This window comes from Butyricicoccus sp. Marseille-Q5471 (genome assembly GCF_951230135.1).
In the GTDB taxonomy this organism is placed as follows: Bacteria; Bacillota; Clostridia; order Oscillospirales; family Butyricicoccaceae; genus Agathobaculum.
The window spans coordinates 45583-70434 of record NZ_CATNVC010000003.1; the positions used below are offsets into that span (position 1 = coordinate 45583).

Sequence of the window (24852 nt, forward strand, 5' to 3'; positions counted from 1 at the left end):
TCACGCGCTCAAGCGCGGACGGTGATCGAGCAGCGCGCGCTCGACGCTCCAGTAAAACGCATCCTCACCCAGCAGGTCGACAATGCCCGCGCGGCGCATCATCTGCATCGTGCCGGAGGGCAGGCCACACAGCACAACGTCCACGCCCTGCTCCTTCAGGTTTTCGAGCATGCTCAGCATCACCTGCGCCGCCGAGATGTCCACCGTCGGCACGCCGCGCATCGACAGCAGCACGGTATCGCACCCCTCAACACGCGCGGTAATCTGCTCCACTGCGGAAATATTGGCGAACAGCATCGGTCCGGTGATATACGCCACCATCGCATTGCCGTACCGCTCGCCTAGCGCCTCATCCTGAATGCCTGCACGCTTCATGTCCACGCGCTCATAATTGACCTGCAGCTTGCTCAGGCGAACTACCATCAGAATCAGTCCCAGAATGACGCCCACCAGAATCGCAACCGTTAAATCGAATACAATGGTGCAAATCATGGTGACAAAAAACTTTGCCATCGCGCCCTTGAAGCGGTGTCCGAACATGTAACGAATGGCTTCCCACTCGTTCATGCGCCACGCGGTGACCATGAGCACGCCCGCCAGTCCGGCCAGCGGCACATAGCGGATGACCGGTGCGAGTACAAACATCATCACAAGCAGACCAATTGCATGAAAAATACCGGTCAGGCGGGTCTGCGCGCCAGAACGAACGGCAACCGAGGTACGCGCGAGTGCAGCCGTGGCCGGGATGCCGCCGAAGAACGGCAGCACCAGATTGCCTACGCCCTGCGCGAGCAGCTCCTGATCGTTATTGAGCTTGACACCGGTTGCACGTCCGGCGGACGCGCCGCACAGTAGGCTTTCCAGCATGTTGAGCATGGCAATCGAGAATGCAGGTGCAATCAGTGCGGAAACGGTGGACAAATCCAGCGCGGACAGGCTCAGCCGCTCCTCAAGCATCAGTGTTTTGGGAATCTCGCCCACTGTCGTGATGTCGAGCTTGAAAATCATCGTCACTGCGGTTGCAAGGATAATACCAATCAGCGAGGCCGGCACGACAGCATTCCACTTTTTCGGGAAAAATACCATCAGCAGTACGACCATCAGGCCGATTGCCACGGTGACGAAATCAGGCCGAAAACCCAGCTTGCCGTAGGACAGCAGCTTCGCAAGTGCCGAACCGCCCTCCGAATGTGTGCCAAAGAAGTTGTCCACCTGCCCGAGCGCGATAATCACCGCAATGCCCGAAGTGAAGCCCGTGATGACCGGTGCGGGCACAAAAGCGGTCAGGTTGCCCAGATGCAGCACAGCCGCAAGGATGAGCAGCACACCGGCAAGAAAAGTCGCAATAAACATGCCCTGCATGCCGTAAACCGCAATCAGCGAACCGAGAATGGCCGCCATCGCGCCAGTCGGGCCGGAAATCTGATAATAGCCGCCGGTCAGCGCGGAAATAACCAGTCCCGCGATGATAGCCGTGACCAAACCAACTGCCGCCGTAGCGCCGGATGACACGCCAAAGGCCAGCGCCAGCGGCAGCGCCACTGCCGCGACGGTCAGACCCGCCATCAGGTCCTTCATCAGCTTTTGGCCGTTATACCCCTTAAATTCCCGCTTTAAATCATTGATAAACGCGCTTACCATATCTTTTTATTCCCCTTTTATCCGCTCTTATTCTTCGCTGCGACCCCGTGTCATCACACACAGTTCAGCTAACAGCAGGATGCACACCGCAACTGTCATCCCACTGCGCAGCAATGTTTTCGCCGGCCATTCAACCGCACGCTGCCCCATCAGCCACGCAAGACCGTAGCCGCCCAAATCCGATACCCCCAGAACCCAGGCCAGACCGCCAAAAAACGCAAGGCTTGCCGGACGCGGCGCTCCATACAGCAGGCGCGCCAGATGATAACAGGCCAGTACGACCGCAATATCGGCAATCAGTCCAAAGGTGAATGAGGGCAGTTTGGGATCCACGCACGTCAGCCGATAGGTGACCAGCAGGTGCAGGCAGCTCCAAATCAGCGGGGCCAAGGTAAGTCCGGCGGAGCGAGCAGTCATTTCGGTTCCCTGCGCCTTGGCAAGGCCAATGAGGCTTGCGCCGGTCAGCAGGGTCACGCCGCCGTAAACATATTCCAGAATGTGCGCCCAGGCCGCAGCATCCTCTTCCGGCACGGTCAGTGTAAAATACAGATACGCTGCGCCGCTTACCATCAGCAGCAGTCCCGCAACGACGGCCGCCATGCGAAAACCCACGGCCCTTGTGCCGAGCAGCGTCTCAAACGGCGTCTCACGCTCCTGCCGCAGCGGCAGAGAAAGCGCAAGGCAGACAGCAGCGCTCAGCACGAAAAAAATCACACAGAACCAGAACCAGCGGTCACCCACCGCGGGCAGGCCTGTCCCGAAGTCGAAGCCGTTGAGCAAATGCAGCCCACGCAGCGCCACGCCGGGCACACACAGACCAACCGCCGCAAGCGGCAGTACCTTTTGCAGTTTCATCTATGGTTTCCTCCTTATTGGTTCATATTGACATACAGTTTTAGTATAGCACACAAAGTGCTGCGCGGAAACCCTTTTTGCCGCGCCGGCAACAAAAAAAATCGCCGCAAGCGGCGATTTTTTTGTCAAACGTTTAAATATGTGTTGTTTTGGGAAGACCGGCAGTCTCCTGCGCGGTCATCTCTGTATTGGCGGGCGTCTGCCGCTTCATACCGAACTTGAGCAATATGGGTGTGATGAGCGTCGTTACGATGACGACCAATACAATGGGCGGGAAGAAATGCGGGTCAATCAAGCCCGCCTGTTCGCCCTTCTGCGCGACAATCAGCGCAACCTCGCCGCGGGAGACCATGCCCAGGCCGATTGACATTGCATCATACGCCTGGAAGCCCATAATCTTTGCGCCCAGCCCGCAGCCAATGACCTTGGTTAGGATGGCCACAATCGTCAGTACGACCGCAAACAGTCCCATGGTCAGTGTCAGACCGCTGAGCTGCGTTTTAATACCGATCGAGGCGAAGAACAGGGGCGAAAACAGCATGTAGCTCAATACCGTCAGCTTCTTTGCCGCATATTCTCTGGTATCCGAGATGTTGCACAGGATGATGCCTGCAAAATAAGCACCCGTGATATCCGCAATACCGAAGAAATGCTCGGCCACGAACGACAGGATAAAGCAGAACGCCAACGCATAAATCGCAATACGGCGATGCTGACCCCAAACTCTGTCCATCTTGTGGAATGCCTTATACATGACCACGCCGACCACTGCAAGGAACACGAAAAAGAGCGCGATACGTCCGAATACCATCAGCGGCTTGGTGTTGGGATCGGTAAAACCGGTCAACACAGTCAGCACAATGATACCGAGAATATCGTCAATGACAGCGGCACCCAAAATTGCAGTGCCCACCTTACTTTTCAGCTTACCCATCTCACGCAGGGTCTCGACCGTGATCGAAACCGAGGTGGCGGTAAGCACAACGCCGATGAATGCAGCCTTGAGCATGTTCATCGGGTCTGCGCCGTTGTTGTCAAACGCCAGATAGCAGGCGACGCCGCCGATAAACGGCACAACAACGCCAATGACCGCAATGATGAAGGAAGCAAAGCCTGTTTTCTTTAGTTCTTCCAGATCCGTGTCCAGACCTGCCGTGAACATGAGAATGACAACGCCGATTTCGGCGGCCTTCATCAAGAAATCCGTTTCGGTAACAACATTGAATGCGCTCGGCCCAAGCAGCAGGCCTGCCAGCAGCGCGCCGACAACCTGCGGCATGTGCACCTTTTCCGATGCAAGCCCCAGCACCTTGGTTGAAAGCATAATCAATGCAACGACCAACAGAAATGAATAATCCATAAATATTCCCCCCTAATCCCGGCACGTCAAAAGACGTGCTCTTACCTATTAAATATACGCCCGAATGAAGCATGCTTAATTATAGTCCTCGCCCCAAACAAAGGCAATCGTAATCATAGCCATTTTTTCCAGTGCAAAATGGGTACCTCTTGGTTAAATTGTGCAACCTTAGCTTGTCCGAAGAAAAATAAAAAATCCGCTTTGCCAAAGCAAAACGGATTTCTTATTCGCTATGTATCACCTAGCACTAAGTAAAAAACTTAGCCCTGGGAAATAGCGCCTACCGGGCAGGCACCAGCGCAAGAGCCGCAGTCGATGCAAGCGTCTGCGTTGATTTCGTACTTGCCATCGCCCTCAGCGATCGCGCCAACCGGGCACTCGCCCGCGCACGCGCCGCAGCTGATGCAGCCGCCAGAAATAACATATGCCATTGGTATTGCACCTCCATAATGATTTACAAACTTATTGTAACACAACCTTGCAGAAAAGCAAACCCAAAACATGGTTAGCTGCCGTTAACTTTTCTCTATTTAAAATTGTGCGAAAATCAATGAATTTCAATGATATCAAGAGATTGAGCGAGAAAACCAACTATTAATTCGCTCTAGTTTCTCCAATTGGTCAGAAATGGTCAGAAATTTCACTTGCATTCTTGACCAGACTGTATATAATAGAATCATAGGTCAGGAAAGGTCAGATAAATGAGGCCCCTGATCCGAAGGAGAATCAACCCCATGAAAATGTCTGATTTAATCGCCGACTTTATCGGCGAGATGCTGTCTGACGGCGGCGGTGTGGCCGAATTGCAGCGCAAAACGCTGGCCGAGCAGTTTGACTGCGTGCCCAGTCAGATCAATTATGTCATTGAAACCCGCTTTTCTCCCCAGAACGGCTACCTTGTGGAAAGCCAGCGCGGCGGCGGCGGCTATATCCGAATCGTCCGAATGATGGATGACAAGCAGCGCACGTTGGTCGAGGCCGCGCGCGGCATCGGCGGCCGGCTGACTCAAAATGGCGCGGCCAAGCTGACACGGGCACTGGTCGGCGCACGGCTGCTCAGTCCGACTGAGGGACAGCTGCTGCTCTCCGCCTGCTCGGACGGCGCACTTGCCGAGGTCGATCATAACGATCGTGACCGCCTGCGCGCAGCCATCTTCCGATGTGCCATTCTGGGCATTGCCACCTGACGGCAACCCGATTTTCTTCTCTCTGTCAACAAATTTACACCATACAGCTCTCGGAAAGGAGCGCTATCTTATGAAATGTGAAAAATGCGGCAAGAATGAAGCCACCATGTATTACAAGGAAACCATCAACGGTACCACCCGCGAAATGCACCTATGTCCCGAATGTGCACAGAAAGAGCACCTCGGCAGTGCGTTTGAATCCGCGTTTCAGGAGTTCGGCGGATTCTGGAGCGACCCCTTCCACTCCTTCCTCGGCGGCGGCTTCGGTTCACTCTGGCAGGATATGCTTGGCACACCAGCCGCAACCATGCTTGACACCGAGCGCCGATGCCCGACCTGCGGCCTGACCGAACATGAGCTGCGTCAGACCGGCCGCGTCGGCTGCCCCGACTGCTACCAAACCTTTGCCGACATCCTTGACCCCTATGTGCAAAAGGTGCACGGCGCGACCCGCCACATCGGCGCGTCCCCTGCCGCCGAGCCGGCAAAAGCCGACACGATTGACACGCTCAAAGCCCAGCTGAAAACCGCAATTGAGCAGGAGGACTACGAACAGGCCGCGCATCTGCGCGACGAAATCCGCAGATTGGAGGGCGAGCAGAAATGAGTACGTTTTCCATCACCGGCGGCTTTTTGGGGCTTGCCGCCTCAAGCCGCGTGCGTTTGGCGCGCAATTTAAAAGGCTATCCCTTCCGGTTGACCGAACAGCAGCACGAGGAGATTGCCGAAAAGATTTTCTCCGCCCTGCGGCGCAATCCCGCCATCGGCGCGGAATTTGAAAAGAAACAGATTTTTCCGCACTCGACCGAGGCTGCGGCCTTGGTGGAGCAGCATACGATTTCGCCCGAGCTTGCCCAGAACGGCGGCTGGCTGATCGCATCCAGGGAAGGCGGCGTGGCGATTATGATCGGCGAGGAGGATCACCTCCGTCTGCAGGTCATGGGCGCAGGTCTTTGCCCCAAGGAGTGTTTGGAAACCGCGCAGCGCGTGGCGACTCTCATCGAAAATGAAACACCCTTTGCCTATGACGAGCGGCTCGGTTATTTGACCGCCTGCCCCACCAACGTGGGCACCGGCCTGCGTGCCTCGGTGATGCTGCACCTGCCCATTCTGACGCTGACAGGCGGCATTCAGCAGATTACGGGCTTTGCAGGCAGCCGCGGCTGCGCGGTGCGCGGCGCATACGGCGAAGGCTCAGAGGCTGTCGGCGGATTTTACCAGATTTCCAATCAGGTAACGCTCGGCGCATCGGCCGCCGACCTGACCGACCGTCTGGTCGAAACCGCAACCGCTGTCATCGACGCGGAGAAAAAAGCGCGGGAGCAGGTTCGCGCCCGTCAGGAACCACAGCTGCGCGACCGCATCTGCCGCGCGGCGGGTTCGATGAAATCAGCCTTTCTGATGGAGACCGGCGAGGCCATCGGCTGCATTTCCGACGTGTTGGTCGGACTGCAGATGGGGTACTTAACCGGCATTGACCCGCAGTCACTTTATGCACTCGAACAAGCCGTTCGACCCGCATTGCTTGGCGGCGCACCGCAGGAGCGCGATGAAAAACGCGCGCAGCTCATGCGAAACGCCGCGCAAAACCTATCTTTCACCTAAACTCATCACTTACACGCTCGAAAGGAGTGTTCTACATGTTTCAACAAAACCGTTTCACCGAGCGCGCACAGAGTGCGCTTGCACTGGCACAGGACGCCGCGGCTTCCTTTGGCCACAGCTATATCGGCTCCGAGCACCTGCTGCTCGGCCTGCTGCGTGAGGGCGGCGGCCCCGCTGCCAAGGCACTGACCGCTGTGGGCGTGACCGACGACGCGCTCGTGCAGGAAATCGAAACCCTGTCCGGCCGCGGCACACCCGATGCATCCGCGCCGCAGGGCATGACCCCGCGCACCAAGCGCATCATCGAGCTGGCCATTCAGTCGGCCGGACAGATGGGCAGCGGCTATGTCGGCACAGAACATCTGCTGCTCGGCATCCTGCGCGAGGGGCAGAATGTTGGCCTGACCGCGCTTGGAAACCTGCATGTCACGACGTCCAGCCTTGCCGCCAAGCTGTCCGAAACACTCGGCGCAGGACAGGATGATTTGCAGATGGAGGGAGCGCCCGCTTCGTCCGGTAAGGCCGGCGGTAAGGCGATCGACCAGTTCGGCCGCGATTTGACACAGGCCGCACGCGAAGGCAAGCTCGACCCGGTCATCGGCCGTGCGGATGAGATTCAGCGCGTCATCCAGATTCTGTCCCGCCGCACCAAGAACAATCCTGCCCTGATTGGCGATCCCGGCGTGGGCAAAACCGCCGTTGTCGAAGGCCTGGCGCAAAAAATCATTGCCGGCGATGTGCCCGAGACGCTGCGCAACAAGCGCGTTGTTTCCCTTGATTTGACCGGCATGATTGCCGGCACCAAGTACCGCGGCGAGTTTGAAGAGCGCATCAAAAGCGTGATTGAGGAGCTGACCCGCAGCCACGACACCATCCTGTTCGTCGATGAAATGCACATGCTGATGGGCGCAGGCGCGGCCGAAGGCGCAGCTGACGCGGCCAATATTCTAAAGCCTGCCCTTTCTCGCGGTGAAATTCAGGTGATCGGTGCGACCACGCTTGACGAATACCGCAAGAATATAGAAAAGGACGCGGCACTCGAGCGTCGATTCCAGCCTGTACAGGTGGGCGAACCGAGCCCCGAGGATGCGGTTGCCATCCTGAAGGGTCTGCGCGACCGCTACGAAGCACATCACCGCATCAACATCCCGGACGAAGCGATTGACGCCGCCGTTAAGCTGTCGGTACGCTATGTGACCGGACGTTTTCTGCCCGATAAGGCGATTGATGTCATTGACGAGGCCTGCTCCCGCGTGCGTCTGTCGACCATGACCGCGCCCCCCGACCTCAAGGAGCTCGAGGACGAAATCGCGGCTGTCTCCGCCAAAAAGGAAGAGGCCGTCAAGGGGCAGGACTATGAGAATGCCGCCCGTCTGCGCGACGAGGAGAAGCAGAAACGTGACGCGCTTGAAGCGCGCAAGAAGGAGTGGTCGGACAGCCAGACCCGTGCGCATGGCGCGGTCACCGAAGCCGATGTTGCCGCTGTTATCGCAGGTTGGACAGGCGTGCCTGTCTCCCGCCTGACTGAGGACGAGGGCGAGCGTCTGCTCCATTTGGAGGACACGCTGCACGGACGCGTCGTCGGTCAGGAAGAAGCCGTCACTGCGGTCGCCAAAGCCATCCGGCGCGGTCGCGTCGGCCTGCGCGATCCCAAGCGGCCGATTGGCTCGTTCCTCTTCCTCGGCCCGACTGGCGTTGGCAAGACCGAGCTGTGCAAGGCACTGGCAGAGTCCATGTTTGGCGATGAAAACGCGATGATTCGCATTGATATGTCCGAATACATGGAAAAGCACGCCGTTTCGCGTATGATTGGCTCGCCTCCGGGCTATGTCGGCTACGACGAGGGCGGTCAGCTCTCCGAAAAGGTGCGCCGCCACCCGTACTCGGTCGTGCTGTTCGATGAGATTGAGAAGGCGCATCCCGATGTGTTCAACATCCTGCTGCAAATTCTCGAGGACGGTGTGCTGACTGACGGTCAGGGCCGCCATGTAGATTTCAAAAACACCATTATCATCATGACCTCCAACATCGGCGCGCAGAAGATTACCGGCGCGGGACGCAAATCGCTCGGCTTTACGGCGGGCGAGCAGACCGGCGGTGCGCCCACCTTTGAGAAAATCAAGGAAGAGGTGCTGGGCGAGCTGAAAAACACGGTTCGCCCCGAATTCCTCAACCGCATTGACGATGTGATTGTGTTCAGCCGCCTGTCTGAGGACGAGATTGCGCAGATTGCGGGCAGCATGCTCGCACAGGTTGCGGCTCGTATGCAGGAAAACGGCATCGAGATGGACTGGACAGACGCTGCCAAGCGTCATCTGGCCAAGGCAGGCTTCGATCCGGTGTACGGCGCGCGTCCGCTGCGCAGAGCGGTCACCAATCAGGTCGAGGATCTCGTAGCCGAGAGCATGCTCAAGGGCGAAATCAAGTCGGGCGACCACGTGACGCTCGATGAGGGTGACGGCAAGCTGATTTTGCAAGCCGCACAGGAAGTACCGGCAAAATAAAAAGCAGCTCGGGAACCGAGCTGCCAGACAGAACTAGTATTTCAGGGTGTCATTGTTCAAAAAACGATGACACCCTGATTTTTTATGGATACTAGGTGCCGATTCGGATTATAGGAAAAGCTGATTCTCTTTTCGCTCCGCGCACGCCTGACCGATTTTTTTCGCACCGACCATCATCAGCATTTTGGCATTTTTTCTGGCCTTTTGCGGGCAAATCGCAACACAGTGCATGCAGGAGATGCAGATTTTCTCATTCACCGTGCGCGGCGCGTCTGCGGGGATTGCCTGCACCGGACACTGTTTGACGCACAGTTCGCATGCTGTACAGCTTTTATCCGCTTTCGGTTTGAGCGGAACGCCGTGATACTCCCGATAGGGCGTCTTTCCCGGAACGAAAAGTGTGGAGGCGCAATCATCTTGCTCAAGCCGCGCCTTCAGCTCTTTGCCAAAGGCGGATAGCTGCAAGTTGTCCTGCACATCGGGTCTCCCTGCGCCAAATTGGCGGAAGATCGAATGCTCCGCCACGGCTGCAACTGCCGCAGTGCACGTAAAACCACAGGATTCTGCCGCGTTCTGCAGCTCAAGCAGGGTGTCATCAAAATCGCGGTTGCCGTAAACCGCAATCAGCACCGCTCGTGCGCCGTTTCCCTGCATGGTCTTTAAGCATTCCAACGCAAGTGCGGGCACACGGCCGCCAAAGGCAGGTACGGCAATCAGGCACACATCCTGCGGGGAAAACGCCGTCCCTTCCCTGTTTTGCTCCCACGCAAACAGGTCAATGCTCTGCACACCTTCTTCCCACGCGTCACCGATTCGATCTGCGACCTTTTTTGTGCCGCCGGTCGGACTGAAATACAGTTTAAATACGCTCATCTGTCCATCTCCCCGTTGTTTCGATTATTTTTCCATCGCTTATGCGAATTTGACTTTCGCCCAACACCGCCACGCCGTTTTGCAAAAGCAGGTCGGCGGTGACGCCATTGCCTGCTGTCAGCGTGCCGGAGTAGGTGCCGTCATAGCGTTCACCCGACCCACACGAAGGACTTTTCTCCTTCAAAATGGCCAGACGGCAGCCGAACAGCTGCGCGAGCCGCAGCGTTTCCTCCGCACCGCGCCGGTAGGCGTCGGTCACGTCCTGTCCGCTGCGAGTGACCACCCGCTCGCCCTGCCGCTCTGCCGGCTCACGCGGGGTGGGCAGGCCGCCGAACACCTCTGGGCACACCGGAATTAGATGGTATTGCTGCCGCAGTGCCTCGATTTCAGCCAAAGGCTTGCTCGCCCCATCGTACCGGCAGCGCACGCCGAGCAGGCACGCGCTGATCAAAACCGTTTCCATCCGCATCGCTCCTTTGCTTCAGTGTACCACGCACCGCGGCACACCGCAAGCTCAACCGAGCAGGCGCTCTTCCGTGCCGTCCACCAGCGCGGCGCCAATCGGCGCGGTCAGCAGGATGGCCAGTACCGCCACAGTGAGCACGATTTCACCGCAGGGCAGGCCTATCGACAGCGGAATCGCACCGATTGCGGCCTGCACCGTCGCTTTTGGCATATAGGCAAAACCGCAGAACAGCCGCTCCTTCTTTTTCAGCGGTGTTTTCAGCAGGCAAAGCTGCACACCGCCCATGCGGAACAGCATCGCCCCGCCAATCAGTGCGGCGGCGGCCAAGCCTGCCTGTGCGGCATAACGCGGGTCCACTGTCGCACCGACGAGTACGAACAGCAAAATCTCCGCACCCGCCCAAAGCTCGCCGAATTTGCCCGCAAGGCGCTCGGCGCGGGGGGCATCCTTACGGAAAATGACCGCGCACATCGCCATGACGGCGAGCAGGGATGCAAAGGGAACCGTTCCCTTGAGCGCATCCTCAACCGCGCAGAGCAGGAACGACAGGCTGAGCACGACCAACGTCTGGATGCTGTCGCGGCACTCGATTCTGAGCAGCACCCAATGCAGCGCAAGGCCGCACAGCACACCGACAAGGATGCCCAGCGCGATTGAAACCGGAATCTGCACCAGACTCAGCGCGGAAAAGCCGTCGCCCACCGCGAGACCGGTCAGCGCGGTGAACACCACGATGACGAATACGTCGTCCACCGACGCGCCCGCCATAATCATCTGCGGGATGTTGCCACCCCGTCCGCGCGAAATCAGGCGCAGCATGCGCGGCACGACCACGGCGGGCGACACCGCTGCGATGACCGCACCCAGGATTGCAGCCTCCAGCACGCTCACGCCAAGCAGCCGGGGCGCGAGCAGGATGCAGCCGAGGATTTCACAGGCCGCAGGCACAAAGCACAGCAGCACCGCCGGCCGGCCGACCTGCCGCAGCTTGCCCAAATCAAGCGCCAGCCCGGCGCGGGTGAGGATGATAATAAGGGCAACCTTACGCAAATCGGCCGAGATATTCAGCAGCTCCGGACTGAGCATGCCCAGCACGCCCGGGCCGACGAGCACACCGAACAGCACCATGCCGGTGAGCGCGGGCAAACGCAGGCGTGCCGCGAGCGCACCCGCGACCATGCCGCCCAAAAGTACAATTGCGAGACTGGTTAACATATGTTTTCCTCCTTAAAAATACAAAAAAATGCCGACAACTTCTGCGTAAAAGCAGAAGTCATCAGCATTTTGATATGCGGTTTCGGTTTCCCGTGGGAGCGCTTCATTCCCATATTGGATTGTATTTATCATACCACGTCAGCCAACCGGATGCAAGACCCAATCAGCCATTTTGTACCTGCCAGATTGCGACTTCCTGCGCACCGCCAAACAGCGTGGCACACTGTCCATCGTAATCCCAGAAGGAGGCGTCGCCGGTCGCGCGGTCAATGTAAAGCACAAGCCAGCGGCTGTCTGTCATCAGCTCCGGCGCACCGCCCGTGCTCTCGCTCTCCGACGGAGCAAACTCCATATAATAAGCATCATACTGATCGGCGCTATGCGTCTCGTTATACACATCATAGGTCGAATCAAGCAGCTCGCAGTACAGCCAGCCGGACTCGCTGTAATCCCAGTCAGCTCCCGCACGGCGCAGGGTATAGTTATCATATTCATCAATCGACAGGGACAGCGTTCCGTCCGCCAGCTCCACGCCAAGTTCAGACCCCAGCAGGTCGGCGGCGTAAACATAGTCAGCCTCCGCAAACGAATCGTCCGTATATCCGTTGTCCGGCATGGGTACATCCGGCTCAGGCGCACTAACCGACCAGTTGTTCTCTTCCAAAAAGGCCGCGCCGTTGTCCAGTATTGTTCTGGCGCAGGACGGCAGAATCTGTGCCAGCACGATAATCACCGCGACCACCGTTGCAACCGCCTTGCCGGCCTTGGTTTCTTCCTTTTTATTTTTATTCCCGCCCAACGGCGCACTGACCGCACTGCGCTGCGGCTTTTTCTGCCCCGCCGCTGACGTAAAGCTGCGATGGGTACACTCCTGCTCGCTGTGCGTGTCGTGTGTATAGCTCGTATAACGGGGCACATTCGCGTGTTTTCCCCTGCCCGATTTCGTACCGCAAATCGGACATTCACTCTCGCTGTCATCATAGTGAACACCGCAATTGAGACATTTCATAATAATCGCCCCCTATCCTGTTTTCAGCATAACAGAATAGGGGGCAATTTACAAGGGGATCACCGCATAATTCGCCGCGCGCGGCTGATGCGGTGTTCCCCCCTATTATTTAAGCAGGTTTCGCAGCAGGCGCACAGCCTGCGGCGGATCGATGACAGTGAGCTGCGAGGAGCCGCTGACCGGATAATCCGAAATGCCCGCGCCGGTGTTCGGGTGCAGGGTAGACCATCCGAAGTCCAGTGCAAACATGAGCACTAGCACCACGCTGACCGTGCGGCGAACCCGCCGCGGCAGGTCTGCAAAATGGCGCACGAAGGAGGGTGCGGCAAAGTAAATCGCCGTGCAGCAGCCCAGACCGAACAACACGACCGCCGCCAAGCAGATACGGCCGTGTATATTCATAAAATAACCGCTATAATCCCACCACCGCAGGCCATACATTCTTTCCAGATACCAGCTTGTCCCATATTCAATGCCCGCACACAGCACACACGAGGCCAAATACGTGAGCACCGGCCGCTCCGCCACACGCCGCAGCAGGCAGACCGCCAGCACACCGCCCGCACCGTAAATCGGCAGCCACGGACCGACGAGCGTGCCGCGCTTGACCAATTCACCCTCCACGACCCAGCGCAGACCGATTTCCCACAGAAATCCAAGGAATGAAAAAGTGAAAAACAGCATGACGAGCTGTCCCACACGGTACTTTTGCTTTGCTCTTGCTTTTCTCTGATCCTTTATCGCTGTCATGCTGTTTTCCTCCCCTCACAATTTTAGTTTATCAGCATATTCGAAAGATTTCCTCCAAAGAAATCTTAAGATTTACGAAAGGGACGCGCCTATGCACGCCCCCTTCTCCGTTTTTCCTTATTCCAAATTGAGCTTGTTCTGCAAAATATATCGTGTGCCGAGGAAGCATGCGGCAGTCGGAATCGCCGCGCCAATACACAGCACCAGCATACCGACATGCACTCCCGCCGCAACCGGCATGTGCTCGACCCAGCTGAACATCATCTGATACAGCGAGGTGGCGCCGTTGCTGAATAGCAGAAAGCTTGCTACAATCTGCACCACGGTCGACAGGATGAAATACCAGATGACCGCCATTGCAACGCGGTGCTTCTTGGCCATATGACCGAGCGCGATGCACAGATAGATGAACAGAATGCCAAACAGTCCGCACAGGGCGCAGAGTGCAAAGGCTTCAATCATGTAGAACATACCATTTACCGCACCGAACTGGGACTCTCGGAACACGCGGAAGAAGTCAGTGAACAAATTCCAGATATCCTGCGGCAGCGAGCTTTGCGCGGCCAGAATAACCACACTCAGCACGGCGGCCACTCCGCTGAGCACGCACATGACAAGCGCGATAATGGATTTCGCCCAAATATGCTGACCGACCGTCGCCGGCAGGGTGAACATCAGATACCCTTCGTCCCCGAGCAGGCTTTTATAGAAGCGCTGCACCAAAATAACCGCCGTGACGACGAATACCGCAACCATAACGCCAAAATACATCATGGCGGCAATCATCATTGGCACATCGCCCATGGTATGTTCAAGCTGCAAGCCGGACAGCACACGGTTAATCAGCGCGACGATGAGCGCCGCACCGTAGACAGGCAGGCACGCGCGGGCGCAGGCCTTCCACTCATATTTAGTCAGCTTGCTCAGCATGCGAACACCTCCCGGAAAAGCATATCGACCGATTTTCCGTGCTGCTCCCGAATGGTATCGACGCTTTCATGCAGCGTGAGTACGCCGTTTTTCAGGAAAAGCACCTCATCGAGCACGCGCTCAATGTCGGCAATCAGGTGAGTAGACAGCAGAACGGTCGCGTCCTCGCTGTAATTTGACAAAATCGTGTTTAGGATATAGTCGCGCGCCGCCGGGTCAACACCCGCAATCGGCTCGTCAAGCAGGTAAAGCTGTGCCTTGCGGCTCATGACCAGAATCAGCTGTACCTTTTCCTTGGTGCCCTTGGACATGGTCTTGAGGCGGTCCATCGGATTGATCTGCAGCGCCTTGAGCATATCATTCGCCTTGACCTGATCGAAGTTCTTATAAAAATCCGAGAAAAAGCTCAGTAGATCGCACACGCGCATCCAGTCATTGAGATACGGACGGTCAGGCAGGTAGCTGACAATTTCATGCGTGTGCACGCCGGGCTGCGCCCCGTCGATCGTCAGCGAGCCCGCGGTCGGCTGCAGCAGACCGTTGAGCAGCTTAATCGTCGTCGATTTGCCCGAGCCGTTCGGCCCCAGCAGACCGATGAAGCGGCCGCGCTCCAAGGTTAAATTCAGATTGTCGAGCGCCTTGAGCGAGCCGAAGCTCTTACTCAGGCCTTGACAAACCACCAGTTCATTTGTTTGCATCCTCGTTGCCCTCCCCCATACTGCTCTTTTCCAGCAGCTTTACAATACCTTCCTTGGTAAAACCCAGCTGCCGCATGCTGTTCATGAAATCCGCAATGCGGTCAGCCGCGATTTGCTCGCGTACAGCATCAATCATACTCTTATCCTCCGTTACATAACGTCCGCTCGTGCGGTTGGTGTACAGCAGCCCTTCCCGTTCCAAATCGGCCAGCGCCCGCTGCATGGTGTTTGGATTTACGCCCGCTTCCGCTGCCAGCTCGCGCACCGGCGGCACTTTATCCCCCGGCAGCAGCTGACCGCTGACGATCTGTTCGGTCAGCTGCTCCATCAGCTGCTGATAGATCGGACGGTCTCCTCTCAGTTGCCATTGCATATGCTCACTCCTTTTGCGACTGTCTTTTGTGTCGCTGTATTAACTGCATAACACAATAGTACATTCCTTCTCCCAATTTGTCAATAGGGTTTTTCAAAAAATTTCTGGCGCATAAAACAGGCCGTAACATCGCGGAATGGCTTGACAATATGATGGTTTTGGTTATAATAAAGAGGTAATAGGGCATACCGTCCGTACGGTTTTCCCAACTCAGGAAGTGATTTGAAGAATAACCGCAAACCTTCGGGAGCGGTTATTTTTTTATTGTTCTGCGGATTTTAAAACGAAAAGGTATAATTATGTCAGATTTTCTCCCAATTTCTCACGAAGAGATGACCGAAAAGGGCTGGTTCTATTGCGATTTCCTGCTTGTCACAGGCGACGCATATGTTGACCACCCCTCGTTCGGCACGGCGATCATCTCCCGCGTTCTGGAGGACGCGGGGTACAAGGTCGCTATTTTAAGCCAACCCGATTTCCGCGACGAGCACGATTTTACCGCTATGGGACGGCCGCGCTACGCCGTGCTCATCAACGGCGGCAACATCGACTCAATGGTCGCCCACTACACGGCTGCGAAAAAGCGTCGCTCAGACGATGCGTACACCCCCGGCGGCAAGGCCGGCAAGCGCCCTGACCGCGCGGTGACGGTGTATTCGATGCTCGCGCGCCGCGCATTCCCCGATGTGCCCATTTATCTGGGCGGCATCGAGGCTTCGCTCCGCCGGTTCGCCCACTATGACTACTGGGCTGACCGCATTATGCCTTCCATCCTTGACTCCACCGGCGCGGACGGTTTAATGTACGGCATGAGCGAGCGCTCGGTCAAGGAACTGGCAAGCAACCTCAAGCACGGCAAAAAGGGCGCGGATGCCTGCAAAAACATCCGCGGCATGGCGTATCTCGCGCACGACGCGCAGGAGCTGCCTTTCCCCGCAGTCGAATGCCCCGCACTCGACGATGTGCTGTCAAGCAAGGCAGATTACGCCCGTTCGGTCAAAATGCAGTACGACGAGCAGGACTTTGTGACCGGCAAGGCCATTTTACAGCGCCACGGCAAGCGCGTGCTCGTCCAGAACCCGCCTGCAAAACCGCTTACCACCGAGGAAATGGATCGCGTTTACGCGCTTCCTTATCAGCGCACCTATCATCCCTCCTACGAGGCCGAGGGCGGCGTGCCCGCCATTCAGGAGGTGCAGTTTTCCATCATCCACAACCGCGGCTGTTTCGGCGCGTGCAATTTCTGCGCACTGGCCTTCCATCAAGGGCGTTATATCTCGGCGCGCAGCCACGACAGCGTAATTGAGGAAGCCAAGCAGATTGCCGCAATGCCTGAATTTAAGGGCTATATCCATGATGTGGGCGGGCCGACGGCGAATTTCCGTTTCCCCTCCTGCAAAAAGCAAGACAAGCACGGCCTGTGCCGCGACAAGCGCTGCCTGTTCCCGAACGCGTGCAGTAATCTCGAAGCCGATCACTCGGATTATCTCGCGCTACTGCGCGAGCTGCGGCAGATTGAGGGCGTGAAAAAGGTGTTCGTGCGCTCGGGTCTGCGGTATGATTATATGATGGCCGACCACAATGATGCGTTCTTCCGCGAGTTGGTGGAGCACCACATTTCGGGTCAGCTCAAGGTGGCACCCGAGCACATGAGCGATAACGCTCTGTATTATATGGGCAAACCATCATTCTCCGTATATGAACAATTCCGCGAACGTTATGCCCGCATCAATCAAAAGCTGGGGCGCAAACAGTATTTGGTGCCCTATCTGATGTCGTCCCACCCCGGCGCGGGACTGGACGACGCGATTTTGCTTGCCGAGTACCTGAACAAGGTTGGCTATATGCCCGAGCAGGTGCAGGATTTCTATCCCACGCCCGGCACGCTGTCGACTGCGATGTATTATTCCGAAATCGATCCTCGCACGATGAAACCGGTGTTCGTCGCCAAAACGGCCGAGGAAAAGGCCATGCAGCGCGCGCTTTTGCAGTGGCGCAGGCCGGACAAACGCCCGATTGTGCTTGCCGCACTGAAAAAAGCAGGGCGCGAGGATTTGATTGGCTTCGGGAAAGAGTGCCTTGTCCGCCCGAACCGCGGAGAAAAGCCGCCTGTTGCGGCGAAAAAGCCCGAAAAGCCCGCCAAAAAGGCCGCTGCACCGACGAGAACGCCTGCCTCCGGCGGCAGCGCTGCACGCAAGCCTGCCCCCTCCAAGAAGGGTTGGGCAAAATCCAAGCGGAAAAAGTAAATCTTCGGAAAGCCGTTGACAAAACGGCTTTCTGTTTGATATAATTTCGTAGCAAGCTACGTAATGGAGGTGTGATATGCCGAAAAGCAGATTTCCCGGCGAGTATTTCAAGCTAATCCACATCCACGCAATCTCCAAGGCAGATGCCGCCCTGCGCCCGCTCGGCCTGACGACTGCCCAAAGCGATGTACTGCGTTTTCTCGAGCTGCGCGGAGATGAACCGGCCACCGTGCAGGACATCAGCACGCATTTTGGACTCCGCCACCCAACGGTAATTGGTATCCTGCACCGTTTGGAGAGCAAAGGCTTTATCACGACCGCTCCCTCCGCACAGGATCGCCGCTGCCGCATCGTGCGGACAACGACCAAGGCCGCCGAGGTCAGCCGTGTGATGGAACAAATGCGCGATGAGCTGGACGAGCAATCCGCACGCGGCTTTTCCGATGAGGAGCTGCTGCTGCTGCGAGACTTTCTGGCACGCGTCTATCAAAACGTCAGCGGATGCTGACGTTTTCTTTCGGCCATTTATGTAGTGAACTACCTAATTTTCAGATATACAGGAGGTAATATAATGAATAAAAACAACGAATCGCTATTCAAAGATGCGCCCATCCCCAAGGCTGTTGCCCAAATGGCCATCCCGACCGTGCTCAGCATGCTGGTCGTGGTCATTTACAATATGGTGGATACCTTTTTCGTAGGCCAGACGGGCGACGCCAATCAGGTCGCGGCCGTTTCGGTGGCAACGCCCATTTTCCTGATTTTCATGGCCTTCGGCAACATGTTCGGCATCGGTGGCTCTTCCATGATTTCCCGCCTGCTCGGCGCGGGCGAGCCCGAGCGTGCCAAGCATGTCAGCGCATTCTGCTGCTATGCTTCGCTCATTTGGGGCGTGCTGATGGTCGTCGTTTTCCTATCCGCCATGCCGGTTCTTCTGACCGCCATCGGCACGAGCGCGAACACCGTCGGCTATGCGGAGGACTATCTGCGCTGGATTGCGCTCGGCGCACCGTTTATTATTTTCTCCACCGCCTTTGGCAATCTCATCCGCGCAGAGGGGGCGGCGACCGCTTCGATGATTGGCAACATAGTCGGCACGGTGGTCAACATCGTGCTCGACCCCATTATGATTCTGTCGCTCGGCTGGGGTGTTAAGGGCGCGGCGATTGCCACTGTCATCGGCAATATGGCGGCAAGTCTGTTCTATCTGTGCTATTTTCTGCGCGGCAAGACCATGCTCTCCATTCGCGTGCGCGATTTTGCGGTGCGTGGCATCCTCAGCGGCGTCATCGCCATCGGCCTGCCCGCCTCGCTCAACAACATCCTGATGAGCGCGACCAACATCCTGCTCAACAACTTCCTCAGCTCCTACGGTGATGCTTCTGTCGCCGCAATGGGCGTCGCGACCAAGGCCAACATGCTCGTGATTTTCGTACAGCTTGGCCTTGCAATGGGCGTACAACCGTTGATTGGCTATGCTTACGGTGCGAAAAATGTCTCCCGTCTGAAGAGCGTGACCACTTTTTCCGTGCTGTGCACCACGCTGATGGGCGTTGTGCTCACCGCCGTGTACTGGTTCGGGGCGGACCGTATTATTTCGGTCTTTATCGCCGACCCCACCGTCATCTCGGCCGGCGTACCTATGCTACGCGCGCTGATGTGGTCGGCGCCTGTGCTCGGCGTGCTGTTCGTGCTCACCAACGCCCTGCAGGCCATGGGGCGCGTGGCGGCTTCCCTCGTGCTTTCGGTCAGCCGCCAGGGTTTCATTTTTGTGCCGTGCCTATTCCTCTTCAACGCGCTGTTTGGCTTAGACGGCATCATTTATACTCAGCCGATTGCCGACCTTTGCTCGATTGTCATGGCGATTTTGATGTTCCGCCACATCACCCGCAAGCTTTCGCAGCAAGCGCCTGCTCCCTCCCCGCAGCCCGAGCCGGCTTCCTGATTTTTTGCACACCTTTTCTTAAAAACAAAATAAAATCAGGCAGTCCCACGTGCAAAACCAACAAAATCCCGAAAGACGCTTCATTTTATTTGACAGTCGCCCCGCAAAAGTCTATAATATGAAATGAACAAAGGAGTTCGCCTCAAGGGGCGAGCTCCTATTTTTTATTTCCTAATAAAGGAAGGAACGACGGCAACCATGGACGAAATTGATATGAAACTGCTGCAGCTGCTGCAGAAAAACTCCCGCTCACCGATTAAATATCTGGCAAAAGAAGTGAGTCTCTCCTCGCCCGCCGTTTCCGCGCGCATCGAACGCTTGGAAAAGCGCGGCGTGATTCGCGGCTACACGCTTGACCTTGACCCGCTTCAGCTGGGTCAGCACATTCTGGCCTACATCAATCTGGACATGCAGCCGGCGCAAAAGACGGAGTTCTATCCGTTTATCGGGTCGTGCGCCAACGTACTCGAGTGCAACTGCGTGACCGGCAATTATTCGATGCTGATTAAGGTCTCCTTTCCGTCCACACAGGATTTGGACAGCTTTATCGGTCAGCTTCAGAAATTCGGCAAAACCGAAACGCAAATTGTGTTTTCCGCACCCGTGCCGCCGCGCGGTCTTGTGCTGTAAACACACCCAAGACACTGCACATACCTTTCTACACTCCTATTTCTTACTCTTTCTCTGGAACAGGCTGCATGAATGTGCGGCCTGTTTCGCTGTCTTGACACAATTTTGATTGCGTACAGCACCGTTTGGTGATAAAATAGATGCTGATATATTGTGTATTTAACACCCGAATGAGGTATGTATTTTATGTGGATTGCGAACAATTGGAAAGACTATGCCGTACTGGACTGCGGAGACGGCGAAAAGGTGGAGCGTTGGGGTAACCAAATCCTCGTCCGCCCCGACCCGCAGGCCATCTGGCCCAAGGAGCAGAGCTGCCGCGCATGGGACAAGCCCAACGCCATTTATCACCGATCGAACGCAGGCGGCGGCAAGTGGGAAATCCGCAAGCTGCCCGAGCAGTGGGCGGTTTCCTACAAGGATTTGACCTTTCAGCTCAAGCCGATGTCGTTTAAGCACACCGGTCTGTTCCCCGAGCAAGCTGCCAACTGGGACTTTATCGACCAGATGGTACGCGGCGCGGGGCGTCCGGTCAATGTGCTGAACCTATTCGCCTACACGGGCGGCGCAACGCTGGCGGCAGCAAACGCGGGCGCAAATGTGTGCCACGTGGACGCATCAAAGGGCATGGTGCAGTGGGCGCGCGAGAACGCGGCTTCCTCCGGCCTTGGCGAGGCATCCATCCGCTGGATTGTGGACGACTGCAAAAAGTTTGTGCAGCGTGAAATCCGCCGCGGACGCAAGTATGATGCAATCATCATGGACCCGCCCAGCTACGGACGCGGCCCCTCGGGTGAAACGTGGAAGATTGAAGAGGACATCGCCGACTTTGTCAAGCTGACAATGGAGCTTTTGTCCGACAAGCCGCTGTTCGTGCTGATTTCCAGCTACTCGACCGGCCTTGCCCCCGCGGTGATGAGCTATCTGCTCGGCATCACGGCAGGACGGCGCGCGGCAGGCAAGATTGACGCGCAGGAACTGGGTCTGCGGGTCGAATCGACCGGCCTTGTGCTGCCGTGCGGCTCAAGCGCGCGGTTTATTGCAGAGGAATAACCGATGTTCAGTATCACGAATTTGACCATTCTGATCTGTTTTATTGCATTCCCCTCGTTTATCATTTTTCTGGCCATCTGCTATCTGGTGCAGCGCCACCGAAAGAACAAGGACAAAAAGGACTGAAACCATGTCTGAAATCATCAAAACCGAAGCGCTCACATACGCCTATCCCACCGAAAACGGCCTGTCCGCCCCTGTTTTAAAGGGCGTTGACCTGCAAATCCGCCGCGGTGAATTTGTCGCCGTGCTCGGTCACAACGGTTCGGGTAAATCGACTCTCGCGGGTCATTTCAACGCCATCCGTCTGCCAACCGGCGGCGTGTGCTACGTCGACATGATGGACACGCGGGACGAAAGCAACACCTATGAGGTACGCAAAACCGTGTCCATGGTGTTCCAGAACCCCGACAACCAGCTGGTTGCGACCGTGGTGGAGGAGGATGTGGCCTTCGCGCTCGAAAATATGGGCGTGCCGCCCGCCGAAATCCGCAAACGCGTGGACGATGCGCTCAAGTCGGTCGGCATGTACGAATACCGCACGCAAGCGCCGCATCGGCTGTCCGGCGGACAGAAACAGCGCATCGCCATCGCAGGCGTCATCGCCATGATGCCCCGTTGCGTCGTGCTGGACGAGCCCACCGCCATGCTTGACCCACAGGGTCGGCGCGAGGTGATGGAGGTCGTGCGCGAGCTCAACCACAAATACGGCATCACGGTCATCCTCATCACCCATCATATGGACGAGGCCGTGCAGGCACAGCGCGTGGTGGTCATGCACCGCGGCAATGTGCTGCTCGACGGCGCACCGCGGGAGATTTTCACCCAGGTGGACACCCTGCGCGACGCGCGGCTGACCGTGCCGCAGACCATCGAAATCCTGCATGAACTGAACGTGAAAGATGGTGCAAACCTGAAAATCGATGCACTTTCCGTCACCGAATGCGCGGATATTCTAGAGCAGTATTTACAGTAAAATCGGAGGACAACCCATTGTCAACCATTCTTGAAACGCGGGGCCTGACTTACGTTTACGGAGCAGGCACCCCATTTGAGCGCAAAGCGCTCGACAATGTCAATCTGCAAATTGAAAAGGGCGAAATTCTGGGCGTCATCGGTCACACCGGCTCGGGCAAATCGACCTTGATTCAGCATCTCAACGGCCTGCTGAAACCCTTTTCGGGCGAAATCCTGCTCGATGGGCAGTCCATCTGGAACGAAAAGGGCAAGTGCAGCCGCGAGACGCGCTTTCGCGTCGGTCTGGTATTCCAGTACCCCGAATATCAACTGTTTGAGGAGACGATTGCACGCGACATCGCCTTCGGCCCGACCAATATGGGGCTGGGGCAGGACGAAATTGCCGTGCGCGTGCGCGAATCCATGCAGGCTGTCGGTCTGGATGCGTCGCTTGCCGAGCAGTCCCCCTTCGCGCTTTCGGGCGGACAGAAGCGCCGCGTTGCTATTGCAGGCGTGATTGCCATGCGCCCCGACGTACTTGTGCTCGACGAACCGACCGCGGGACTCGACCCCGGAGGACGCGACGAAATCCTCGGCATGGTCAAGGACTACCACGACCAGTCGGGCGCGACCGTGCTGATTGTCTCCCACTCGATGGAGGATATCGCGCAGCTTGCCAACCGTCTGCTCGTGATGGATCACAGCCGTGTGCTGTTCTGCGACACGCCGCGCGAGGTATTCTCGCACGCCGATGAAATCATCGCCGCCGGACTGGACATTCCGATGGTCACCAAGGTCATGCTTGAGCTCAAAAAGCGCGGCATCGACGTGGATACCTCGGTCTTCACCGTCGAGCAGGCGCTTGCTGCCGTGCGCAGCTACAAGCAAGGGGGTGCACGCTGATGCTCAAGGACATTACCATCGGCCAATTTTTCCCCGGCACAAGCGCCGTACACCGGCTTGATCCCCGCGTCAAAATCGTGCTGACGGTCGCCATGATTATCACGCTTTTTCTTGCCGCAGGACCCATTTCCTATGTGATCATCATCGGCTTTCTCGCCGCGATTATCGGCATTTCCGGTATTTCCCCCAAGCTTATCGTGCGCGGACTCAAACCCGTGCTGTTCATCATTATCTTTACGGCGGTGCTCAATCTGTTCTACACGCCGGGCGATTATATCTGGCAGTGGGGCTTTCTGCATATTTCCAAGGAGGGCATCAAAATCGCCTTCTTTATGGTGCTGCGCCTGATGCTGCTCATCATCGCCACCTCGATGCTGACCTACACGACCTCGCCCATTCAGCTGACCGACGGACTCGAGCGCCTGCTTGGCCCGCTTAAAAAGGTGCACGCGCCTGTGCACGAGCTTTCGATGATGATGTCGATCGCACTGCGCTTCATCCCGACGCTGATCGAGGAGACCGAAAAGATCATCTCGGCGCAGAAGGCGCGCGGAGCGGACTTTGAATCAGGCAATATCGTGCAGCGCGCCAAAGCCATGGTACCCATTCTGGTGCCGCTGTTCGTTTCGGCCTTCCGCCGTGCGGACGAGCTTGCAACTGCGATGGAATGCCGGCTGTACCGCGGCGACGTCGGCCGCACGCGCATGAAGCAGCTGAAAATCGAGCGCGTGGACGTCTGTGCTATGGTCATCAGCGCGGTCGTGCTCGGCTCGGTCATCACGCTCGGCCGTTTTGGCCTGTAAAACGAGGGCATACATGAATATCGCATTGATTTTATCCTATAACGGCACCAATTATCACGGCTGGCAGGTGCAGAAGAACGGAGCTTCCATCCAGCAGACGCTGGAGGAGGCCATCCACCGCCTGCTCGGACAGAAAACGCACGTTTCGGGCGTCGGCCGCACCGATGCCGGTGTGCATGCCCGCCGCTATGTCGCAAATTTTAAGGCGGACTGCACCATTCCGATGGAGCGCCTGCCCTTCGCACTCAACGCACAGCTACCCGAGGACATTGCCGTCACCGGCGCAGTGTGCGTGCCCGAGGACTTCGATGCACGCTTTGACTGCACCAAGAAGGAATACGCGTATTACGTCTATCCTTCGCCGATGCGCGACCCCTTTCTCTCGGGCAGAGCCTATCGTTACAATTATCCGCTTGACGTTGCCAAAATGCAGGCAGCCGCGCAGCGGTTTGTCGGCAAGCAGGATTTTGCTGCCGTGCGCAGCCAAGGCACGCCGGTCAAATCGACCGTGCGAACCGTGTTCTGGTGCGAGGCGGAGCAGGATGAGCAAGGCCTTATCCGCATCCGCGTATGCGGGGACGGCTTTCTTTACAACATGGTGCGTGCGATTTCGGGCACGTTGGTCTACGCCGGCGGCGGTAAGCTCTCGCCGGACGATGTGACCGCCATCCTGCAATCGGGCGACCGCGAGCTTGCCGGGCCTACGCTGCCCGCCTGCGGCCTGTTCATGAACCGCCTATGGTATGACCATACCCCGGAGCTTGACAGGTTTGCACTTTTTAAGTAATTTTTTGATATTCACTTTTTATTTACATTTCGCAGTCCCGAACGCGTTACAATGAGGAGGTG

The 24852-nt window shown here is 57.0% G+C and carries 26 protein-coding genes and 1 riboswitch; of the genes, 14 read left to right on the forward strand and 12 right to left on the reverse strand.

Features of this window, described 5'->3' with window-relative positions:
- From QOX26_RS04750 to QOX26_RS04765, 4 genes are all read right to left on the reverse strand, one after another.
- Positions 1-1641: a SulP family inorganic anion transporter gene (locus QOX26_RS04750; protein WP_283673762.1), complete on the reverse strand. Its 1641-nt coding sequence runs from the start codon at positions 1639-1641 to the stop codon at positions 1-3.
- Between the two features lie 27 nt (positions 1642-1668).
- The gene (locus QOX26_RS04755; RefSeq protein WP_283673763.1) at positions 1669-2496 is read right to left on the reverse strand and encodes a hypothetical protein; all 828 of its coding nucleotides are present in this window, start codon (positions 2494-2496) and stop codon (positions 1669-1671) included.
- Between the two features lie 133 nt (positions 2497-2629).
- Positions 2630-3856, reverse strand: a complete 1227-nt coding sequence (locus tag QOX26_RS04760; protein ID WP_283673764.1) for a cation:proton antiporter — start codon at positions 3854-3856, stop codon at positions 2630-2632.
- A 260-nt stretch (positions 3857-4116) separates the two neighbouring features.
- Positions 4117-4287: a DUF362 domain-containing protein gene (locus QOX26_RS04765; protein WP_283673765.1), complete on the reverse strand. Its 171-nt coding sequence runs from the start codon at positions 4285-4287 to the stop codon at positions 4117-4119.
- A gap of 303 nt (positions 4288-4590) precedes the next feature.
- Between QOX26_RS04765 and QOX26_RS04770 the strand changes: the two genes are divergently transcribed.
- The 4 genes from QOX26_RS04770 (at position 4591) to QOX26_RS04785 (ending at position 9152) form a co-directional block, all read left to right on the forward strand.
- Positions 4591-5043 carry a CtsR family transcriptional regulator gene (locus tag QOX26_RS04770; RefSeq protein ID WP_283673766.1) on the forward strand — a complete coding sequence of 151 codons (453 nt, stop codon included), beginning with the start codon at positions 4591-4593 and terminating at the stop codon, positions 5041-5043.
- 70 nt (positions 5044-5113) lie between these two features.
- Positions 5114-5650, forward strand: coding sequence for a UvrB/UvrC motif-containing protein (locus tag QOX26_RS04775; protein WP_283673767.1), 537 nt, complete (start codon positions 5114-5116; stop codon positions 5648-5650).
- The gene (locus tag QOX26_RS04780) at positions 5647-6648 is read left to right on the forward strand and encodes an ATP--guanido phosphotransferase (RefSeq protein WP_283673768.1); all 1002 of its coding nucleotides are present in this window, start codon (positions 5647-5649) and stop codon (positions 6646-6648) included. The genes QOX26_RS04775 and QOX26_RS04780 overlap by 4 nt, the downstream gene beginning before the upstream one ends.
- 35 nt (positions 6649-6683) lie before the next feature.
- A complete protein-coding gene (locus QOX26_RS04785; RefSeq protein ID WP_283673769.1) occupies positions 6684-9152 on the forward strand; it encodes an ATP-dependent Clp protease ATP-binding subunit in 2469 nt (822 codons plus the stop codon).
- Positions 9153-9260: 108 nt separating this feature from the next.
- Here QOX26_RS04785 and QOX26_RS04790 read toward each other — a convergent pair whose 3' ends face one another.
- The 8 genes from QOX26_RS04790 to QOX26_RS04825 form a co-directional block, all read right to left on the reverse strand.
- Positions 9261-10025 (reverse strand): 4Fe-4S dicluster domain-containing protein, encoded by a 765-nt coding sequence (locus QOX26_RS04790; protein ID WP_283673770.1) that lies wholly within the window; start codon positions 10023-10025, stop codon positions 9261-9263.
- Entirely contained in the window at positions 10012-10494 is a 483-nt protein-coding gene (locus QOX26_RS04795; RefSeq protein ID WP_283673771.1) for a DUF523 domain-containing protein, read from the reverse strand. Before QOX26_RS04795 ends, QOX26_RS04790 begins: the two co-directional genes overlap by 14 nt.
- A gap of 45 nt (positions 10495-10539) precedes the next feature.
- Positions 10540-11706 (reverse strand): cation:proton antiporter domain-containing protein, encoded by a 1167-nt coding sequence (locus QOX26_RS04800; protein ID WP_283673772.1) that lies wholly within the window; start codon positions 11704-11706, stop codon positions 10540-10542.
- A gap of 45 nt (positions 11707-11751) precedes the next feature.
- Positions 11752-11826: riboswitch (Fluoride riboswitch) on the reverse strand.
- A gap of 43 nt (positions 11827-11869) precedes the next feature.
- Positions 11870-12715 (reverse strand): hypothetical protein, encoded by an 846-nt coding sequence (locus tag QOX26_RS04805; protein ID WP_283673773.1) that lies wholly within the window; start codon positions 12713-12715, stop codon positions 11870-11872.
- Positions 12716-12820: 105 nt separating this feature from the next.
- The gene (locus tag QOX26_RS04810) at positions 12821-13465 is read right to left on the reverse strand and encodes a putative ABC transporter permease (protein ID WP_283673774.1); all 645 of its coding nucleotides are present in this window, start codon (positions 13463-13465) and stop codon (positions 12821-12823) included.
- 117 nt (positions 13466-13582) lie between these two features.
- Positions 13583-14395, reverse strand: coding sequence for a hypothetical protein (locus QOX26_RS04815; RefSeq protein WP_283673775.1), 813 nt, complete (start codon positions 14393-14395; stop codon positions 13583-13585).
- Positions 14389-15093 (reverse strand): ABC transporter ATP-binding protein, encoded by a 705-nt coding sequence (locus tag QOX26_RS04820; RefSeq protein WP_283673776.1) that lies wholly within the window; start codon positions 15091-15093, stop codon positions 14389-14391. Before QOX26_RS04820 ends, QOX26_RS04815 begins: the two co-directional genes overlap by 7 nt.
- Positions 15080-15466: a GntR family transcriptional regulator gene (locus tag QOX26_RS04825; RefSeq protein WP_283673777.1), complete on the reverse strand. Its 387-nt coding sequence runs from the start codon at positions 15464-15466 to the stop codon at positions 15080-15082. Before QOX26_RS04825 ends, QOX26_RS04820 begins: the two co-directional genes overlap by 14 nt.
- 299 nt (positions 15467-15765) lie before the next feature.
- Between QOX26_RS04825 and QOX26_RS04830 the strand changes: the two genes are divergently transcribed.
- The 10 genes from QOX26_RS04830 (at position 15766) to truA (ending at position 24790) form a co-directional block, all read left to right on the forward strand.
- Positions 15766-17712 carry a YgiQ family radical SAM protein gene (locus QOX26_RS04830; protein WP_283673778.1) on the forward strand — a complete coding sequence of 649 codons (1947 nt, stop codon included), beginning with the start codon at positions 15766-15768 and terminating at the stop codon, positions 17710-17712.
- A 76-nt stretch (positions 17713-17788) separates the two neighbouring features.
- Positions 17789-18220, forward strand: coding sequence for a MarR family winged helix-turn-helix transcriptional regulator (locus QOX26_RS04835; protein WP_283673780.1), 432 nt, complete (start codon positions 17789-17791; stop codon positions 18218-18220).
- A gap of 63 nt (positions 18221-18283) precedes the next feature.
- Entirely contained in the window at positions 18284-19657 is a 1374-nt protein-coding gene (locus tag QOX26_RS04840) for an MATE family efflux transporter (RefSeq protein WP_283673781.1), read from the forward strand.
- 198 nt (positions 19658-19855) lie between these two features.
- Positions 19856-20287 (forward strand): Lrp/AsnC family transcriptional regulator, encoded by a 432-nt coding sequence (locus tag QOX26_RS04845; protein ID WP_283673782.1) that lies wholly within the window; start codon positions 19856-19858, stop codon positions 20285-20287.
- Positions 20288-20473: 186 nt separating this feature from the next.
- Entirely contained in the window at positions 20474-21340 is an 867-nt protein-coding gene (locus QOX26_RS04850; protein WP_283673783.1) for a class I SAM-dependent methyltransferase, read from the forward strand.
- A 3-nt stretch (positions 21341-21343) separates the two neighbouring features.
- Entirely contained in the window at positions 21344-21466 is a 123-nt protein-coding gene (locus tag QOX26_RS04855) for a hypothetical protein (protein WP_283673785.1), read from the forward strand.
- A gap of 4 nt (positions 21467-21470) precedes the next feature.
- Positions 21471-22316: an energy-coupling factor transporter ATPase gene (locus QOX26_RS04860; protein WP_283673786.1), complete on the forward strand. Its 846-nt coding sequence runs from the start codon at positions 21471-21473 to the stop codon at positions 22314-22316.
- Between the two features lie 17 nt (positions 22317-22333).
- Positions 22334-23200, forward strand: coding sequence for an energy-coupling factor transporter ATPase (locus QOX26_RS04865; RefSeq protein ID WP_283673787.1), 867 nt, complete (start codon positions 22334-22336; stop codon positions 23198-23200).
- Complete coding sequence (locus tag QOX26_RS04870; RefSeq protein WP_283673788.1) at positions 23200-24003, forward strand: energy-coupling factor transporter transmembrane component T family protein; 804 nt, start codon at positions 23200-23202, stop codon at positions 24001-24003. The genes QOX26_RS04865 and QOX26_RS04870 overlap by 1 nt, the downstream gene beginning before the upstream one ends.
- Before the next feature lie 13 nt (positions 24004-24016).
- Entirely contained in the window at positions 24017-24790 is a 774-nt protein-coding gene (gene truA, locus QOX26_RS04875) for a tRNA pseudouridine(38-40) synthase TruA (RefSeq protein WP_283673789.1), read from the forward strand.
- The last annotated feature ends 62 nt before the right edge of the window (positions 24791-24852 follow it).